The sequence below is a fragment of the uncultured Bifidobacterium sp. genome (assembly GCF_945269915.1).
In the GTDB taxonomy this organism is placed as follows: Bacteria; Actinomycetota; Actinomycetes; order Actinomycetales; family Bifidobacteriaceae; genus Bombiscardovia; species Bombiscardovia indica.
Genome location: NZ_CALYOY010000010.1, coordinates 39,985 through 55,530 on the forward strand (window position 1 = coordinate 39,985; position 15,546 = coordinate 55,530).

Annotated in this window: 6 protein-coding genes, 1 tRNA gene and 1 pseudogene; 6 read left to right on the plus strand and 2 right to left on the minus strand. The window is 59.4% G+C overall.

Annotated features, from left to right (window positions below; all coding sequences use genetic code 11):
* The first annotated feature begins 25 nt into the window (after window positions 1–25).
* The 4 genes from Q0K62_RS03160 to Q0K62_RS03175 all read left to right on the plus strand — a co-directional run bounded on the left by Q0K62_RS03160 (window position 26) and on the right by Q0K62_RS03175 (window position 3,265).
* Window positions 26–99: transfer RNA gene (locus tag Q0K62_RS03160), tRNA-Gly, on the plus strand.
* An 817-nt stretch (window positions 100–916) separates the two neighbouring features.
* A complete protein-coding gene (locus Q0K62_RS03165) occupies window positions 917–1,150 on the plus strand; it encodes a DUF2188 domain-containing protein (RefSeq protein WP_297316533.1) in 234 nt (77 codons plus the stop codon).
* Window positions 1,151–1,287: 137 nt separating this feature from the next.
* Window positions 1,288–2,106 carry a hypothetical protein gene (locus tag Q0K62_RS03170; RefSeq protein WP_297316534.1) on the plus strand — a complete coding sequence of 273 codons (819 nt, stop codon included), beginning with the start codon at window positions 1,288–1,290 and terminating at the stop codon, window positions 2,104–2,106.
* A gap of 427 nt (window positions 2,107–2,533) precedes the next feature.
* Window positions 2,534–3,265, plus strand: coding sequence for an alpha/beta fold hydrolase (locus Q0K62_RS03175; protein ID WP_297316539.1), 732 nt, complete (start codon window positions 2,534–2,536; stop codon window positions 3,263–3,265).
* A gap of 990 nt (window positions 3,266–4,255) precedes the next feature.
* Here Q0K62_RS03175 and Q0K62_RS07990 read toward each other — a convergent pair.
* Window positions 4,256–5,752, minus strand: a pseudogene (locus Q0K62_RS07990) (sodium:proton antiporter); the annotation flags it as partial.
* A gap of 600 nt (window positions 5,753–6,352) precedes the next feature.
* Here Q0K62_RS07990 and Q0K62_RS03185 point away from each other — a divergent pair.
* Entirely contained in the window at window positions 6,353–9,151 is a 2,799-nt protein-coding gene (locus Q0K62_RS03185) for an HAD-IC family P-type ATPase (RefSeq protein WP_297316536.1), read from the plus strand.
* 116 nt (window positions 9,152–9,267) lie between these two features.
* On the opposite strand, the gene Q0K62_RS03190 is transcribed toward Q0K62_RS03185, so the two are convergent.
* Window positions 9,268–10,167, minus strand: a complete 900-nt coding sequence (locus tag Q0K62_RS03190; protein ID WP_297316537.1) for a sulfite exporter TauE/SafE family protein — start codon at window positions 10,165–10,167, stop codon at window positions 9,268–9,270.
* A 750-nt stretch (window positions 10,168–10,917) separates the two neighbouring features.
* Here Q0K62_RS03190 and Q0K62_RS03195 point away from each other — a divergent pair.
* On the plus strand, window positions 10,918–15,546 hold a 4,629-nt coding region (locus Q0K62_RS03195), incomplete at its 3' end, for an FctA domain-containing protein (RefSeq protein WP_297316538.1).

The window sequence follows — 15,546 nt, forward strand, 5'->3', positions numbered from 1 at the left end:
ATCTGAAGTATCATGACGGCATATCGCGGGCGTAGTTCATTGGTAGAATGGAAGCTTCCCAAGCTTCAGAGGCGGGTCCGATTCCCGTCGCCCGCTCCATCCGGAACGCTCGGGCATCAGTACTGGAGCGGTTTGCGCGGCGCTGGCCGTGTACATCCACAAGGTGTCGGAGCCGTTCATTACTTCTGGATTCTTCCGCAATGTCCCCTGGCTCCTGGGGTGCCTTCCTGTCTTCGTCATCGATTTCACGCCGAACCGGTCCTTCCCCCCCCCCCCCATACTTAGAACAATCGGGCGTGATGTGTACTCCATCAATTCAGCCAAGGTGTCATTACTGATTGGCTGGGGCCCTGTGGCTGCTGTCATCATGGGCTGTTGCTCCTGATTCAGAACCGACAGGATCGGTCGTGGTGTCGGTTTGGATGATCCGATCATGAACACGACCGGCGCCATCGGCATCTCGATCTCCGGGAGCCTCATGGCGAAACCTGTATTGTCGAACATGAGTTTGATAGGGAAGGCGGGTGCAGGTGCCGCATACCCCGACCTTGCTCTCGTTTCCGCGGTGGCTTTTATTGTCGGCATCGTTCTTGTGGTTCTTTTTCGTGGGAAGTTGTATGGCTCCCGTACGGATCGGGGACCGAACGATGAACTGTTGCCTCCTTATGCTTTTCGCGGGAGTGGTTCCGGCTTCGCCCAACGGAAATACCGGAGGCAGGATCCGGCCGTGATCTCCGGTTATCCTATTCCCGCCTCGGCCGTAGCCCCACTGTGGTCCGGCAAAGGATGCGCAGGGAATCGAGATAACCCGGCAGGGGGGTCCATGGCAGGTGTGGGAGGTGTGTCGGAGCGCTACGAGTCTCGGTCGGCAGTGGATGATGAGTAAGTACATCGAGGTACTGGAAGGAAGGTCATCATGGCTGATTATCACGTGCAATTCGAAAAGGACCGTGGCGTTTGGAGCGTCAAGAGGGCCGGGGCATCACGCGCCTCGAAGACCTTTGCCACCCAGGCCGAGGCCGCCAAGCAGGCCAAGGTCTATGCAGACAATTCCGGTGGCGGCGAGGTCAATGTACACAAGAAGGCAGCCAACCAGGTGCGCGACAAGAGGACCATCGGCAAGAAGGATCCCCGGTCCACCAAAGGATGAGCCAATGCTTGCTCTGTGAACGGAATTGTCAGGATGGTGAATCATTGTCCGCCATGAGGATCCCCCATGTGCGCCACCCATAGACTGTGCAGTAATGAGGTGGTCGATGAAGCCTGGGTGGAAGCGTGGTGAGTCGTATGGCTGATGGATTCAACCAGCTTGATCAGCGTTTGATGGACGGCGAACACGACGAGGGTCTGCCTGCCGCCTATCCTCCCAGGCCTGACACTGATGAACGGCCGATTCAGTTCCAGCATGCCAATGTCTGGGCCAGGTTCGCCTTGGTAACCGGTGTCGTCTCTGTTCTGTCCGGGCTGGCCCTTCTTGCCCATGCCATCGCCCCGACCCGGTTGGGAGTCATTGGCCAGGTGGCCGTTTCCGCCTGGGCTGGAGCCTCACTGGGGTTCGCGCTTCTAACGGTTGTGTTGGTCATCATCGCCCGGCAGACGGACTCTTCCGACGGTGGGCGCCGTTCCGTGGGTTCGGGTGGAATAGTCCTCCTCCTCTGCGGGGTCCTCTGCACGGTTGCCGGCCTGGTTATAGCCGACGGGCACCCTCAGGGTCTGATCAAGGCCAAGGATGTCGATGCCGCGCCGATTGGTTCCGCACAGGCCATGTCCAAGGGTATAGACAGGGCCGTGGGTGTCTGTTCCTCAGGCTGGCAGGAGGCGGGGGCGGACGGATTCGCCGGGGTCTCCGATTTCAGATTCTGTGCCAGCAACAAGATCGGGTACATGGTTTTCAGCAATGATTCCGCCGCTTCCCTGGCCAGGGGCCCCATCCGTTCCCAGGCTGTGAATCTGGTCGAAAGGTATGGTGGCGGTGAGGTTCTTTCTGAATCTGACATTCGGCTGCTTTCCGGCAAACGCTGGGTGGTCATCGGCAATACGGACCAGATGGCCAGGCTCCGGTCGGACTGGGGTGGTCATATGGATTCCCTGCAATCGAACAAGTGAGGTCAAACGAATCAGGAGACACGGGGTCTCGGTCCTCGGTCTGACCTGGGGATCTCGACAATCCGGCGGTCACATGTCCCTCATCCCCTGAATCCTGCACTTGGGGATATGTCGGCATTCAGGGGGAACGGATAGGGCCGGTACCGCCTTGAACCCCGCAGGTAGTACATGTCATCCCGATGGTTGCGCCTGTCTGAAGGAACGAACCATGGATGTTGGTTGCGCCATCATCCGGTGTCGAATGATTCCTGATGCCTTATGATCCGGTGCTTTCCGGAGCTGTGACCAGCATCGGTTTGGTCACATTCGGAGGATATCCGCGGTTTTGCTCGTATCTGTCGTGCACTCGCAATCAGCGGACGGTATCGTGAGTGGTATGGGTAATGTTGAACGAATCGATGACGCAGGCAGGGGCGAGGATGGTCGGATGGGCCTGATCGGCAGGGAGTCCACGGCCGTCCCCGGACGGTTCGGCGATCCGCTCACGGTGGAGCATGCCCTCTACTCCCGCCGTCATGCGGCCGCCAACGTGGGTCGTCCCCTTTTCCTGCTCATGCACGGGTGGGGTTCCAACGAGGAGGACGTGGCCGATCTGATGCGCTACGTGGCTCCCTATAATGACTCGATCTCCCTGCGGGCCCCCATGGTGGTGCCGGGCAGTGAGAAGGGAATGTTCGGTCCCGGATACACCTGGTTCCATGACATGCGGCCTGAGCAGGAGGATCTGGACCGGGATGGATACGCTGCGGCAAGGGCCATCGACGACTGGGTGGGGGAGCATGTTCCCGCCGAGAGGCAGATCGTGGTCATGGGTTTCTCCCAGGGCGGGATGCTGGCCGTTCATCTGCTGAGGGTGAATCCGGAACGGTATCGGGCTGCGATCTGTCTCTCAGGATTCCTGGCACCTGGCCTGGTGAAGGGCACGGCCCCTGCCGATGACCGCCTGGCAGCCATGGAAAAACCGGTCTTCTTCGGGTTCGGCTCCGATGACACGACCGTTCCCAAATACGAGTTCAGGGCTCTGGCCGCCTGGTTGGATGAACATGTCTGGCTGAGGACGTATGAGTACGATCACTTGGACCACAGTGTCGACATTCGTGAGCTGGGCGACCTGCGTCAGTGGCTGGCCGACATCGATGTCAGCTCCGGTCTCATGTAGCGTCGTCCAAGAGCACGGTCGCCTATGCATGGTCGTATGCCTGTATGGCGGCGATCAGAGGGCCGAGTCGGTATCAACCTGCATGACGTAGACGTTGCGACGCATCTCCCTGGCCAGGGAGCGCGAGATCTCGCCCGCTTCATACATGTCCTGAATCTGGCCCAGCTCGATCGCATAGCCTTCCCGCTTGGCCTCCTCGACGTTGTCCCTGACCGCCGGCATACCGGAGTAATCGGTTCTGCCTTCGGCCGAGGATTCGATCATCTGATGATTGATGATGGTCGTGAGGAGGTCCTCGGTCTTGAACCGCCCCTTACCCAATTCGGCATAGAGCTTTTCTATGAGGAAGTGGTTCATTTCCGCCTGAAGATGGCGGCCTACCAGGAATACCTTGTTGTCGCTGAGCTTGAGGGTCTTATGGCGCAGGCGGTGCACAAAGCTGCGGATGAGACCTCGTGCCCTCCTGTGTGACGTGTAGGCCCGCCAGCGGATCTCACCGCCCCTGTCGAGGTGGAAGAGGGAGGATGAGATGTTGGACAGGATCTTCCTGGCCGCCTGTTCCTGGCAGCGCAGTTCCAGCAGGCGGTCCTGGTCGGCCTTGATTTCATCAGGTCCCGGGTTCCCGTCATCCATTTCGTGGTTGGTCGGCTCGGCCGACCGCCTGCTGCGGATCATGTCTGCATCGGCATCGCGGTCGGCAGCGGTCCCTGCCGGCAACTGCCCCGTTGGTACCGGGGACGGGCGCACGGAGGCGGTTGACTCCCCGTCGTTCCTTTCGACACCTCCAGGTCCGGTGAACGTTCCATCCGAATCGGGCATGCTTTCGGAAGCGACCTTGGGGGTGGTTTCGTACCTGGTCGGGTCTATGGCGTTGATATCCCTGTCGGACTTGTTTTTCAAGGATCTGCTATCATCCGAATCCCTCTTGGAGGTATCCGGCTTATGGTCCAGTCGAGCCTCGATCAGGTCTTCGGCATCCTCGATCCGGCTCAGCCGCTCCTCCATATAGTCCTGCTCCCATTCCATGGTCTGAATCTGCAGGTTCTCGAATTCCTTGGGGGAGTATTGACCGATCTCCGATTTGAGTTTGGCGATCCGGTGGTTGTATTGCTTGATGACATGCTGGATGGCCAGTCGGTTCTCGTCATTGATCCTGGTGGAAAGTTCGCGAATGGTTCCACGCAGGATGTCGATGGACTTCTCCACCTGTTGGGCGGGTACCTCGATCTGATGGGAGGGGGCCAGGAGGGGCAGGGCGAAGTTGGCCAGAACCAGGGTGACGATGATGACCCCCGCTGCCACGAAGATCAGCTCATTGCGCATGGGGAAGGAGGCCCCGCTGGAAACCGTGTAGGGGATGGTCAGGGCCAAGGAGAGCGTGATGGTCCCCTTGGGGCCGCCGAAAGTCATGATGGCGGCGGATCGCCAGCGCCGTGCGGTCATGGGGCGTCGCTTCCCGGTCTCTGCGTCCCTGGTGAAGAACAGGACGGCCGCGACCCAGAGAAAGCGTAGGAGGATGACCGTCAGCGACACCACGACGATGGTGGCCACCAGCATCCAGTTGCTGACCCTCCGGTCACGCCAGCTGGTGCCCAGAGCCGTCGGCAGAAGCATTCCCAGGATGATGAAGACGGCCCCGTTCAGGCTGAAGGAGAAGACCTTCCAGACACTGGTGGAAACGATATTGGCCTTGGACGTGTTGGGCCCTACGCCCGTGTGGTCGAACCGGGCCAGAAGGCCGGTGGCTACGACTGCCAGAACCCCTGAGACATGCAGGACATTCTGCCCCACCAGATAGATCAGGAAGGGCAGGAAGAGTTCCAGGAGAATCCTGGTGGTCGTGGTTTCCCAACCCAGACGGCGGGCGGATTCGAAGACCCAATTAACCAAAAAGCCCATGATGATGCCGAATCCGATGCCACCCACAAATTCCACTATGAATTCAAGAAGGGCAGTGGTCATGGAGAAGGACCCGGTGACCGTGGCCAGAATGGCGAACTGGAAGCCGATAACGCCCGTGGCGTCGTTGAAGAGGGATTCGCCTGCCAGGACGGATCGTTGACTGGCCGTAAGGTCGGCACTCTTGCCCAGTGAGGAGACCGCCACCGCATCGGTTGGCCCCAGGGCGGCACCGAGCGCCACGGCCGCCGCCAGGGGAAACATGGGCCAGGCCGCATGGAGGGTGACGCCCACCATGACCATGGTCAGGGCAGCCAGACCGATGGCGAGGGAAATGGATGAGCGGATGTCCTTGAGGAGTTCCGCTTTGTTTATGGTGTGGGCCTCGTAATAGAGCAGGGGAGCGATGAAAAGGACCATGAACAGTTCCGGGTCGAGCTGCATCTTGGGGAAGATGGGGAGACAGGCCATGATCGCGCCCAATGCTATCTGGACCAGTGGCGTCGAGACCTTGGGGATGAACCGCGAAACGAAGGAGGACATGAGAACGGCGGCAACCACACACAGAATCAGGACGAATACTTCCACCGGCTGCCTCTCCGTCTGCAGCTCCGTCCGCGCCCATGGTGCCCGTCGGCCTTCCACAATCATCGTGGGTCAGGAATGAAACCTGCATAGGATTCGAACCCTGGGGAGGAGGAGCTTGTTCCTGTACCTCAACTATTTCAGTATACGGAATGCGATTATCCACAGAGGGGAATTCCGTATTTCAACGCCAAAACCACAACTTGCCCTCCCGGCTTCCTGTCGTCCTGGCCCGATCAGGTCATCCAAAGCTCGCGTTGGGCGTAAATGTGTGAAGATGTGGGCTGCCTTCACCGCCCCAGGTCTGTGCGAACCTCTGCGTCGGTATACTGATTCTCAGTCGGTTGGGCGCCGGATCCTGAGAGGGCGTATGGCGTCTTTCGCAACAAGCGCGTAGATTTCCACCTTCGCCACAACCCGATATGACGGGTCGGCAGTAACCGAACCGATTGACAACAGATATGTCCTCAGGGCGCAGGGTCGCATGACCTTGCACGTCAGCTGAATGACGATGGACCACCCGGGTCCCTTCCCGAGGCATCCACCAGGCGCCCCGCGCATTACGGACAATACGACCGATCCACACGGAAAGGCTTGGCCGATATGGCAGATTCGACCAACCAGCCAATCAACGAAACACAGAACATGAATTCGGAATATACAGGGAATCCCCAATTGGGGGATACGATTTGGCACAGCCTCGATACCGGCGAGGCCATGGCTGCACTCAAGGCGACGGATCAGGGTCTGAACGAGCAGGAGAGTCGGCGACGACTCGGAATCTTCGGACGGAACACTCTGGCCGAGGCGGAGACCAAGCCCAAATGGCGTCTCCTCCTGGAGCAGTTCACCAGTCCTCTGATCGCCGTGCTGATTGTCTGCGGCATCGTTACGATCTTTCTCAGGCACTATGTCGATGCTGCGGCGATCTTCATCGTTCTCATCCTCAATGCCATCATCGGATATTATCAGGAGTCGAAGGCCGACAAGGCCGTAGAGGCTCTGACATCCCTGGCCACGCCGACCACCCGGGTCATGCGTGGTGGAAGCCTGCAAGACATCGACTCGGCGGACCTGGTACCCGGTGACCTGGTGGTTTTGGAGAGCGGAGACCGGGTCCCCGCCGATCTGAGGCTTATCGAGACCCTTCACCTCCGCATCGACGAGGCCATGCTGACCGGTGAGAGCGATGACGCCAAGAAGGGGACGGAAGCCGTTCATAAGGATGCCTCCCTGGGTGACCGCAGCTGCATAGCCTTCTCGGGCACCATGGTCACCAGCGGCCGTGGCAGAGGACTCGTCGTCGCCACCGGCTCGGACACCGAGCTGGGGGAGATCAACGACCTGGTTCACGTGGCCAAGGGCCGCACGCCCCTTCAGCGAATCATCCATCGCACCGAGGTCGGCATAGCCGTGGCGGTTATCCTCGTGGCCATCTTCGTGTTCATCGGTGGTGCAATCATCAACGGGAACGCCACGGAGGCCTTCCTCTCCGCCGTCTCCCTGGTCGTGGCCTCCATGCCCGAGGCCCTGCCAATCGTCCTGACCGTGGCCATGGCCCTGGGTGTTTCCCGGATGGCCGACTACAACGCCATCGTGCGCTCCCTGCCGGCCGTCGAGACCTTGGGGTCCATCACCGTGATTGGCTCCGACAAGACCGGCACCTTGACCCAGAATCGCATGACCGTTGAGCAGTGCACGCTGGGCGGGGGAGACCCGGTCCAGGTTGACCGGATCACCTCGGGTGCCGACGGCATTCGCTCCGAGGCTTTCATGGCCCTTATGCGTGGCGGCGCCTTGACCAATGAGGCGCATCGTCAGACCGACGAGGATGGTGTGATCCATTACAGTGGGGACGCGGTCGATATGGCCATGGCACGTGTGGCGGATCAGACCGGGGCCGTAACCCGTGAGGACCTGGATGCCCGGATCGTCGCCCAAACCCCCTACGAGCCCGAGCTCCTCCACTCCATGACCATCCGGCGAGATTCGGATGGAACCCTGACCCAGTATGTCAAGGGTGCCCCCGATGCAGTCATGGCCATGAGCACGACCATGGTCGGATCGGATGGGAGGCAGGTCGATCTGGATGCCGACGCGATACATGCCTCCTACCGGGCAATGGGCTCCCAGGGACTGCGCGTGATCGGCGTGGCGAGTCGAACCATCGGTCCGGACGACGAGCTCGGTGACCACAAGCAGGCACATGATATGACCTTCCTTGGATTGGAAGGAATGCTGGATCCGCCACGTTCCGGGGTTCGCGAGGCCATAGCCGACTGCGCCAAGGCCGGTATCAGGGTGGTCATGATCACCGGCGACCATCCGGTAACAGCGGCAGCCATTGGGCAGCGCCTGGGTCTGGAACAGACCGAGCACACGCTGACCGGCAGTGAGATGTTGGAGATGAGTGATGAGGTCCTGCGGGCCAGACTTCGCGAAACCTCGATTGCCGCCAGGGTCTCGCCTCAGGACAAGCTCCGTATTGTCGAAGTCCTTCAGGATGAGGGCCATGTGGTGGCCGTGACCGGTGATGGCGTGAACGATGCCCCGGCCCTCAAGGCCGCCTCGGTAGGTATCGCCATGGGTGAATCCGGAACCGATGTCGCCAGGGAGGCCAGCGACGTGGTCCTGACCGATGACAATTTCGTCACCATCACCCAGGCCGTACGGCAAGGTAGGGCCACGTTCAAGGCCATACGCGGATCGGCCTACTTCCTCCTTTCCACGGCCGCCGCCGCCATGATCGCAGTCGGTGTCAACGTGATTGCCGAGGAGCCTCTCCTCTTCCTCCCCCTGCAGATGCTATGGATCAACTTCGTGACCAACGGCGTCCAGGACATTGCACTCGGCTTCGAGCCCGGCTCCGGAGATGAACTGTCGGCGCCGCCGCGTCCAGCCAATGAGGGTCTCCTTTCGGGGACGCTGTGGATCAGGACGGCGGTATGCGGTTTGTGGATGGCCACATGCATGCTGGTGATGTTCCGTTTCAGCCTGGACAGGGGTATGGATCTCACTCTGGCAAGGACCATGGTCCTGACTCTCCTCGTCCTGTTCAATTTCTTCATCGCCATGTCTGCCCGGTCGGAGAATCGTCTGATCATCCAGCTGAATCCGCTTGACAACAAATTCCTTCTGGTTGCATCGTTCGCAGCGCTGGGAATTCACGCGGGGGCCATGTATCTGCCGGCCGTGGCCGGGGTGTTGGGAATGGCACCCCTATCCGGTTCGCAGTGGCTCTCCTGCCTGGTGATCGGGCTTACGGCCCTGGTCTTCAGCGAGGGAGACAAACTGGTCAGGCAGGTTTTTGCCAGGTACGGAATCGGTGTCGGTGGCCATGCCCCGGATCGGCTCCGCAGGGTTAGGCGAAGCATCGCTGATATGCTACGCCCGAACGACTGACGCTGGGAAGCCCCCTCCCTCCTGGGATTGCCTGGTGTCCGATGAACTCCCCGGTCCCATGCTTCCGGGACCGGGGCCGATGGGAGATGGGACCGTCGGCCGTAGGCAGGACGCCATCAGAGACCCGTCGTTCCATCATGGCTGCGGTCCGTGCGCTTGTGCCTGGTGTGTCGTTGAAAGATCGGAGTGATGGTCAGGGCGGAGTAGACTGATCTGACCACGATAAGGCACAGATAGAGAGCCATCAGGTTGGAGTTGGATCGTGGGCTGAGCAACCCTGCCAGCCAGGTCCCCATCGGAGCGGTTGCTGCGGCGACGAGTCCCAGAAACAACCCATTACGTAAGTGGAGCATGTGGTTTCTGAGGTTTGTGATCGTTCCGGAAAGGGTGCTGGGGAGGATGGTCAGCAGCGAGGTGCCCCGGGCGATCAAATCACTGGCACCGAGCATCGAAAGGCCTGGCGTGGCGATGGCGCCTCCCCCCACGCCGAGCATTCCCGACAGGGTCCCCATGCATATGCCCAGGATGATGATGGCAAAGGCCGAACCCACGGATATGTGGATGGTGCTGTGCCGTTGAGGGGTGAAGGTCAGTTGTTGGATAACGATGCAGATCATGAACCCTGCATAGGTCCACCGAAGCACGATCTCGGGTAGGATCTTCAGCAACCTGGTGCCGAGTTGTGCACCTGCCACTGCACCGACGGCCATGAGCAGTGCGGACAGCCAATCGACATTGCCCTGCAGGGCGTAGGTCAGCATTCCCGCGATCGAGGTCGGAATCATCGATGCCAGGGATGTGGCCGATGCATGGCGTTGGCTCAGCCCGATCCAGACCAGTGCCGGAACGATGACTGCGCCGCCGCCGATACCGAAGAGACCGGACAGCAACCCGGCAACGGCCCCTACAAGGAGCAAGACGATACCGGTGCATTTGCGTCCGGACGCATGGCCGGCGCCGTCCCCTCGCACAGGGTCCACATCCGCAAGCACGGGTCTGTCAATCCGTTTCGTCATACCGACCTTTCCCGTTCAACTCTACCTGTGCAATGGCGTTGGGACGGGGGTAGGTCCACCATGGTGCCGGTCCGTCCATTAGACGGAATAAGCCCACAGTGAATTCTCGGGGAAGGACGGTGACGACGAGAAACATTCTGTCTAGAGGGGTTTGCCGGACTTGTGCGCAGGGGGATTCCGACCGCTGTCCCGCCGATGACACCCGAACATGTTGTAGTAACCGGAGGGGTTGTGTATGCTGAACGATTGTCCGGTGCCGAACGTGATAGCGGATTGCTGGACGGTTTGGGAGTTCCGCGGTGTTTGAGGATCTTCCGTCCTGTGTTGTCGATTTCTTGTGTTGTTTCAATGGGCTCATGTTCTGTGAGAGAGCCGAACGGGGGTTGTTCTCATATGCGATTTGGTGGATGGCGGCCGATTGCCGCTGTGGTATTGAGTATGGCGATGCTGACCCCTTTGACGACCGCTACCGCGGAAACCTCCGAAACGGCTACGGTTCCGTCGGGCACACCTGGCTCCGCTATGAAGACGGGTGCATCTGAGCAACCAACTTCACCCCCCCCCCCCCAGAGCCATATAGAATCCTCCGATAAACCGAACGTCTCCCCAACCACACCAGCTCCGACACCGAAGTCGGATAAGAGCGGTGGCGCAACGCCCGCGCAACCGAACGTCTCCACATCCAAAGGTGAGCACACCACCAAGACTACCGGGTCCGATATCGGTGTTCCCGGGCAGGCCGAGCACGATATGCTGGATCAGGATGTGGCAGCGGTCTCGGCCCTGGAATTGACCAGCCGGAAAACAGGCACGGCCCCCTTTGACAATAATGACGACCGCGGCAACGATTCCGGCCCGGACAACGACATAGTCCGGTCATTCGATTCGATTACCTATGGCTACGATTTCACGGTTACGCCCGATTCCAGAACCGACTATTACCGACAAGCACGAATCGGTTTCAGATTCGAGCTGCCCTACGCGGCGAATATCGCAACCTTCAACACGGATGCCATGGGGTGGATGGACCAGACCCCGGGCTATCAACCAACCCTGTCTACCGACACGGTCAATGGTGTGGAAACCCAAGTGTTGACGGCATACCGTCTCATGACGGCGACCTCAATGAGCCAGACCGTGGTCCCTGGCACTGGTTCGATCTCTTTGGCCGTCAAGGTGAAGGCCGCTCCGAACAATACCCGGATTGCACCCAGGGCCATGTCATGGGTGGCCTTTGATGCCACCACGCGAAACCGTGTCATTACCCGCACGGTTCCGGAGGTTCGCGTCTCCGCAAAGCTGAGCCTGAATGTGCGTGTCACTCAGGGGTCAATGCAAAACTCGCTCGATTCCGTATTCAACTTTGACGAATCCGGTGCCGAGAATGCCCCGAACTATGGTCTGGGCAAACGCCAGGGCGTTATGACCCGTTTCAATTGGGCCGTTGATTTGCGCTGGAAGGACCGAACCAAGGGACTGCGTGGTCTTGAAGCGCCTTCCGGCCCCATCACCTTCTCCTTCACGGCCAAGAATGTATACAACACGATCAACGATGGCCATCAACAGCAACCCAATGCTGATTTGCAGCCGTATCTGTGGGATTACGGCCCTGTGGCCTGGGAAGCCAAGACGGCCCATGAGGGCCGTTCGCCCGGGAGGCAGGATTGGTTCCCCTCCAGAGAAAACGCGGACTATGCCATGTCCGAAGAAGGCGTTCTCGGTAAGGATCGCGTCTACAACAACGGTACCTATCGACTCAGTGAGAGCCGCTCATCGCAGGGCACTGTCATTTCAGTGACCTTAAAGGATTATCAGGTCTCCGATGCCTTCCCCTTCCTGGCACTGTCGCATTCCGACGACTACAGCGGTTGCTCCGCAGCCTTCATGTCGGCCGGGTGCTCGCAGCTTGAGGTTGGCGAAATCTCCACCAACTACCTCTACCTCTTCAATCCCACCACGGACAGCCATGGACGAAGCGTCAACGAAATCTACAATAAGGAGATTTCCTTGGAGAGCACGCTCAGCGACGGTGGTCTGCAGGCTACGTCGGTTACCGGGGACAGGCTGGCCAACCCCCGCGACAAGGATGACACATCCAATCAGGCGGTCACCAAGGCCGATGGTGAAAACAATGATGATGAGAGGCATACTTCGGTTGACTTGGGGCCCCGAGGAGATCTGAAGAACAGAATCGCCTATAACTGTGCGAGCGATCTGGCCGAATATCAGAATGGCATGGACTGCGCGGGTTGGACGGGTGAAGATGAGGACCACGGCACCGATATGGGGGCACGGGGTTCCCGCACCGGTCTATCGGCCTCCATAGAGTTCAGTGTCAATAGCAGGAAAAGCCTGCCGGCCCTGGGGATGAGTCTCGTGAAGATAGACCCGGACTACATCGATCTGCCCAACTCCGGTGACGATATAGCCATGCCTTGGAAAGGCGATGGGTACTGGACCGATTGGGCTGCGCATCCCGTGGAGGGACAAGGTCCCAAAATCACGGTTCTGTATGCCGCCAAGAAGGACGGCACCAAGTGGGCTTCCAAGCAGGAACAGAAGTCCGCCGATATTGATGACCTTGTCTATTACCCGAGCAAGGCGGATGCTGAGAACGCCGGAAAGACCGTTGTCGCCATCCTTTTGCGAAGCCATACGGCAGCCCCATCCAACAAGGCCGGGCATCAATCCCTATATGTCTTCGGGGTTATTCCGGCCAGGATAAAGAGCGATGCGCGCATGAACGGTGTAGCGCAGATGACTTCGACCATCCATGCGTACAATCGTCAGCAGCTGGCTGCGGTATCCGGCCTGGATCCGGACAGATCCACCGATGCCGAATGGGAATCCTGGGCGAACGGCCTCAGCGAGCAGCAGCTCGATGGGCTCTGGAAGACCAATAATCCCGTCTACCATAACAACCCCAATGCCAATACGGCCGGTTACCGGACTGCGGCGTATGACAAGGACGGGTATATGGTCAGCGACCCGACTCCAGGCAAGTATTATGGTGATTCCCTGTACATCGTGGGAGAATTCCCCAAGGTCGGCAAATCCATCGTGCAGCATTCGGCATCGGGTAGACCCAAATCGGTGTATGACCTGGATGCCGAGCAGCGTACGGCTGATTGGCAACTGGGTCTCAGTGTGCATTCCCAGTTCGAGGGCAAGGGCAACTCCGGTCCGCAGCATCGCACAGTGTCTATCGTCGTGGACGACACCCTCCCCAAGGGGTTGAACTATCTGGCGGGCTCAAGCATACTCGGCGGGACCTACCAGGAGCGCACGCCCCGTCAGGGTCATGTGACAGGCGGAGAGACCATAGAGCCGACGGTCACGGTCAACAGTGACGGGACCACCAAGCTGCGGTGGAGAATCCACTCGGACCAGGTGTTCCTTGACGGCCCCGATGTACCGTTATATTATTCGACATCCATTGGTGATTCATTCGATGCGTCGAAGGATGTGGTATCCGGCGCCTCTCTGAACAACCAGGTCAGAATCTTCAGCGAGAACAACAAGAACTCGGCTACCGCAAATAACGGCATGAAGGCGAACCTGTCGATTTCGGTCTACCGTTCGCATTCGGCCGCCCTGGCGGTGCGCGCCGATCCGGTGATCAATGATGTCGAGACGGACCTGGGCTATAATTCGATGATCAGCAATCCGATGCAGGACGTGAGAATCGAGAACTTCGCCTTGGGAATCATGCCCTATAACGGTGCTGACTCCGAGTCGAACTTCCACGGATCCTACAGGTTGAGCAAGCTGACCGTCGTCCCTTCCGGCAGCACCGATCTCTCCGGCAGCAAGATTTATGTGACCACCGACACCGCCATTCGCGGCATGGACACCACCAGGCTGAAGCGCGATGACATAGCCTCACTGCCCGGAATGATGGAATTGCCGGTCGGCCCCGGCGGTGAAGTCGCGATTCCAGCCAATCTGGGGACGCCGACTGCTTGGGCGTTCACGGGATCGACCCTTCCTGTCGGCGGAAGGTTCGATTTCCGCTTCACGATCAGGCCACAGGGGAACCAGGCCGGAGATGTCTACTGCGTATCCTGGCACGACGGTCACAACACCGTGATTGCTTTCTCCCAGGTAGTGAATCGCCGGGTTAGCGGCGTGGCTTGGTTTGATCTCAATGGTGATGGAAGCAGGACGGACGAAGACCGGCTCCTCGCAAATGTCCATGTTGATATGGTCGACTCAACCGGTACCGTCCTCAAGGATATGAGCGGTCGGCATATGCGTACCACCACCGATGCCGATGGTCGGTATTCCTTTACCAATGTGCCTTCCGGCAGCGGGTTCCACCTCCGGTTCACTCCCGCGGACGGTACAACATGGGAAAAACTCCGGGTGACCCGCAAGCAGGCCCCCGGTATTGATGCCTCGAAGAATTCTGATTCCGATGCCGTCCTTGATGGTCCTGATGGTTCGTTGTCCGCAGCGGATATCGCGCTTGCGGACTTTCCCCTGGCGAGCCAGATGAGGACGGTCGTGTATGAGGATGCAAACGAGGACCACGGTCTCACGGGAGATTTGCGCATAGCCGATTCGGGTGCGGGATTTACCGTGGGTAAGGAACTTCAGGGCCGCGATTGGCGTGGTTCGGATTCCTTCGTGGTTGATGTAACCCCCTTGAATGGTGCCCCGGCTTCGGCCTTCCCCGCCAGGATCACTCTGACGGCTGGCAGCAAAGAGCAGAGGTTGGCGTCTTCTGCTTCGGCTTTCCCCATGAAGCCGGGCATCACAACCTACCGGTATCGGCTCGCTGAACATGCGGGCAGTGCCGACAAGATGACCTATGATACGCACACATATACGGTTGAGGTGAGTGTTGATGACAATTTCACCGCTCTGGTCAGGAACGTAGGCATCCGGCTGATATCCGATAACGGAGGCGAAATCAACGGTGACAACCATGTTGTCTTCCGTAATGTGTTCACGCCTGATCCCGTGTCGGTCTCGTTGGGTGCGAGGAAGGTCCTGCATGGTCGTGACCTGCGTGCGGGGGAGTTCTCGTTCACGTTGACGGACAAGGCCAGCGGTTCCGTGGTGGATACGGTGTCGAACGGGGCGGATGGTTCGGTCTCGTTCAAGTCGCTGGAGTTCGGTTCGGCGGGCACGCGGCGGTACGAGATCGCCGAGGTGGCCGGTTCGGATGGTCATGTGGCGTATGATTCGGCCAGGGTCGAGGCGGTTGTGGAGGTCTCCGCCGATCGTGCGTCCGGGGGGTTGTCGTCCCGTGTGGTGTATGGGACGGCCGATCATGCGGCTCCGGTCTTCACGAATACGTTCACGCCCGACAAGGCGCGGGTCTCGTTGGGTGCGAGGAAGGTCCTGCATGGTCGTGACCTGCGTGCGGGGGAG

Excerpts from the sequence above, each read along its gene's own strand:
- Q0K62_RS03165 (WP_297316533.1), top strand. The coding sequence starts at position 917 with ATGGCTGATTATCACGTGCAATTCGAAAAGGACCGTGGCGTTTGGAGC.
- Q0K62_RS03170 (WP_297316534.1), top strand. The coding sequence starts at position 1,288 with ATGGCTGATGGATTCAACCAGCTTGATCAGCGTTTGATGGACGGCGAA.
- Q0K62_RS03175 (WP_297316539.1), top strand. The coding sequence starts at position 2,534 with ATGGGCCTGATCGGCAGGGAGTCCACGGCCGTCCCCGGACGGTTCGGC.
- Q0K62_RS03185 (WP_297316536.1), top strand. The coding sequence starts at position 6,353 with ATGGCAGATTCGACCAACCAGCCAATCAACGAAACACAGAACATGAAT.
- Q0K62_RS03190 (WP_297316537.1), bottom strand. The coding sequence starts at position 10,167 with ATGACGAAACGGATTGACAGACCCGTGCTTGCGGATGTGGACCCTGTG.